Annotated in this window: 3 protein-coding genes; all 3 read right to left on the reverse strand. The window is 65.0% G+C overall.

Features of this window, described 5'->3' with window-relative positions:
• Positions 1 to 107: 107 nt before the first annotated feature.
• Complete coding sequence (gene mmsB, locus DBR22_RS11400; RefSeq protein WP_108599109.1) at positions 108 to 1,016, reverse strand: 3-hydroxyisobutyrate dehydrogenase; 909 nt, start codon at positions 1,014 to 1,016, stop codon at positions 108 to 110.
• Between the two features lie 78 nt (positions 1,017 to 1,094).
• Positions 1,095 to 2,213: a zinc-dependent alcohol dehydrogenase family protein gene (locus DBR22_RS11405; protein WP_108599110.1), complete on the reverse strand. Its 1,119-nt coding sequence runs from the start codon at positions 2,211 to 2,213 to the stop codon at positions 1,095 to 1,097.
• Between the two features lie 9 nt (positions 2,214 to 2,222).
• The coding region (locus tag DBR22_RS11410; RefSeq protein ID WP_308810206.1) for an MFS transporter at positions 2,223 to 3,588 on the reverse strand (1,366 nt) is incomplete at its 5' end.

The following is a 3,588-nucleotide window of genomic DNA, read 5'->3' on the forward strand; positions in this document are numbered from 1 at the left end:
TCCGTGCACGGAAGCTTGCCGAACTTGACCAGCAGTACAGCAACGGCGAGATGCCGGTGGAAGAGTACATGAAGCGCCGCTCCGAAATCATGGACGGCTAAACCTGCTTAATCCCGTGTGGAGGGATCCAGCGAGCCGTCGACGACCTTGATGATCATGGAGCAGTCCTTGCCGGACTCACCGGCATCGATGAGCTTCTGGAAGAGCTGCTGGACGTGGCGGCCGATTTCGAGCGGTGTACCGGTGTCCTCGGCGGCACTGATGGCCAGGCCGATGTCCTTGTTCGCCAGCTCTGCGGTGAACGTGGGGGCGAAGCCGTTGTTCGACGCTGCCGTGGGAACCACCCCCGGCACCGGGTACCAGGTGCGCAAGGCCCAACTGTCTCCCGAGGAGACGGAAGCGATGTCCCAGAACACCTGCTTGTCCAGGCCCAGCCGGTCAGCCAGCACGGCGCCCTCGGCGGTGGAGGCCAGGTTGATGAAGAGCATGAGGTTGTTGCAGATTTTGGCGGCCTGGCCGGTGGTGGCGCCGCCGGTGGGGATGATGTTCGCGGACATGGGCCCGATATAGGTGGTGGCGTCCCTGACCGCACTGTCCTCACCACCCACCATGAAGGTCAAGGTTCCGGCCTCGGCCCCGCTCACTCCACCCGAAACCGGGGCATCCACAAAGCGGAAGCCGGCGGCAGCAGCGGCGTCGTGCAGTTCCTGTGCGGAAGCGATGTCAATGGTGGATGAGTCCACCAGGAGGGTGCTCGTACCAGCATGTGCCAGGACGCCGTCTTCGCCCAGGTAGACGGCCTTGGCGTGCTCGCCCTTCGGCAGCATGGTGAAGACGACATCCGCACCCTGCACGGCCTCCTCGATGCTCTTGGCCGGCTTCACACCTTTGGCTTCAGCGGCTGCGACCGCGCCTTCGTTGAGGTCGAAGCCGCGGACATCGTGGCCCGCCTTCGCCAGGTTTGCGGACATAAAACCGCCCATGTTGCCCAGGCCAATCCAACCAACTACAGCCATCAATAAGCTCCTTTGCTTTGTGCCCGGCAGTACGCCAGGTCATTCATCACACCGGCCGAACGGACCGGATGCACACCCTCAGGCCTGGAACAGCCGCCGGACGACTTTTCCGGCGCTGAGGGCGTCAAGGCCCTCATTGATCTCGTCCAGCGGCCTGGTGTCCGTGTGCAGCAGCTCCACCGGCAGCCGCCCCTCGCGCCAGTGGCGGAGGTAGAGGGGAATATCCCGTTCAGGCACGGCGTCCCCCATGTACGAACCAAGCAGGCGTTTGCCCGCCCCCGCGAACTGCAGTGCCGGCACGGTCAGTTCGGCCGATGGGTGCGGCAGCCCGACCGAAACAACGGCACCGCCGCGTGTCACGTGTTCCAGGCACGAAGCAATCACCCGGGCCGACCCGACGGCTTCGATGGCAACGTCCACGCCGTCCCCCGTCGCCTCGGCGATCAGCCGCGCCGCGTCGTCGGGCGTTCCCACGGCTGTGGCCCCGCAGTCCAGCGCCAGTTGGTGCTTGTCAGTATTGGGATCAATGGCAATCACTGACGAAGCGCCGGCAAGGGCGGCCGCCATCACCGAGGAAAGACCCACGGCACCCAGCCCGAACACGGCCACGGACTGCCCCGCCTTCAATGCTGCAGTATTGAGCACAGCGCCCATTCCGGTGAGAACAGCGCAGCCGAACATCGCCGCAACGGTGTCCGGGACGTCGTCGTCGATCACCACCACTGACTCCCGCGCCACCACCGCGTAGTCCGCGAAGGCGGAGACGCCGAGGTGATGGTTGATGCGCTCCCCCGCCCTCGTCCGCAGCAACGCTTCCCCGTGGAGCAGGTCACCAGTGCCGTTGACCTCTGCGGCCCGGTGGCACAGCGCGGGCCGGCCGGCGGCACAGGCGCGGCACTGGCCGCAGCTGGGGACGAAGACCAGCACCACGTGGTCGCCTTCCCTGACGTCCCCGACCCCCTCACCCACGGTTTCGACCCGGCCCACTGCCTCGTGGCCCAGCGCCAACGGCAGCGGCCTCACCCGGGAACCATCCACCACGGACAGGTCCGAATGGCAGAGACTGGAGTAGGTGATGGCCACCCCCAGCTCGCCGGCCCGGGGTGCGGGCCGGTCGAGTTCCTCCACCACCAGGGGCCTGGCTTCCGTGTAGCTGGTGCCCGCAGGAACCGTGGAATACAGGACGGCTGCTCGCATGCCCGGCCCCTACTTCTTGTTAGCCAGGAGGTCCGCCGTGCCCTGGGCGTCAGCTGCATCGACGTCGTGCAGTGAGATGCCCCGGGTTTCCTTGAGGAAGAGCACGGAGACCGCCGTGACAACACATGCAGCCAGCAGGTAGAACGCCACCGGCGTGGAGGAGCCGAAGTTGCTCAGCAGCGCGGTGGCGATGATCGGAGCCAGTGAACCGGCCACGATCGAGGTCACCTGGTAGCCCAGGGAAACGCCGGAGTAACGCATCCGGGTGGGGAACATTTCCGCCATGATCGACGGCTGGCCGGCGTACATCAGTGCGTGGAAGAGCAGTCCGACGATGATGGCCGCGAGGATGATGAGGTCGTTCGCTGTGTCCATCATGGGGAAGGCGAAGAAACCCCAGGTTCCGCCCATGATCGCACCGGCCATGTAAACCGGCTTCCGGCCGAAGGCATCGGACATCTTTCCGACGAGCGGGATGGCCAGGAAGTGGATGAAGTGCGCGATCAGCAGCAGGAGCAGGATCCGTGAGGTGTCGGTCTCGACGACGATCCTCAGGTAGGTGATGGAGAAGGTGACCACCAGGTAGTAGAGGATGTTTTCGGCGAAGCGCAGGCCCATGGCGGTGAAGACGCCACGCGGGTAGCGGCGGAAGACTTCGGCTACACCGTAGCCCTTCTTCTCCTCGGTGACTTCCTTGCGGGCCTCCAGGAAAATGGGGGCGTCCTGGACTTTGGTGCGGATGTAGTAGCCGATGATGACGATCACGGCGGAGAGCCAGAACGCCACGCGCCAGCCCCAGCCGAGGAAGGCTTCCTGGGAAAGGGTGGAAGAGAGGGTGAACAGCACACCGGTGGCCAGCAGGTTCCCTACCGGGACTGCGGACTGAGGCCAGCTGGACCAGAAGCCACGTGACCGGTCAGGGCTGTGTTCGGCAACCAGCAGAACAGCCCCGCCCCATTCACCGCCGACTGCGAAGCCCTGGACAAAGCGCAGGAACACCAGCAGTGCCGGTGCCCAGTAGCCGATCTGGGCGAACGTGGGCAGGCAGCCCATCAGGAACGTGGCGACACCCACCAGGATGATGCTCAGCTGCAGCAGTTGCTTCCGGCCGAATTTGTCACCGAAGTGCCCGAAGACGATTCCGCCGATGGGGCGGGCAACGAAGCCGACGGCGTAGGTGACGAAGGCTGCGATGATCCCGTCCAGCTCTGTCCCCGAGTTGGGGAAGAACATCTTGCCGAACACCAGGGTGGCCGCGGAGGCATAGAGGAAGAATTCATACCACTCCACCACGGTGCCGGCCATGGAGGCTGTAACGACTTTCCTCAGGCCGGAAGCCTTAACGTCGGGTTCGTCTACGCGCCTTGCGGCGGGG

Source organism: Arthrobacter sp. HMWF013 (genome assembly GCF_003061105.1).
GTDB lineage: Bacteria > Actinomycetota > Actinomycetes > Actinomycetales > Micrococcaceae > Arthrobacter.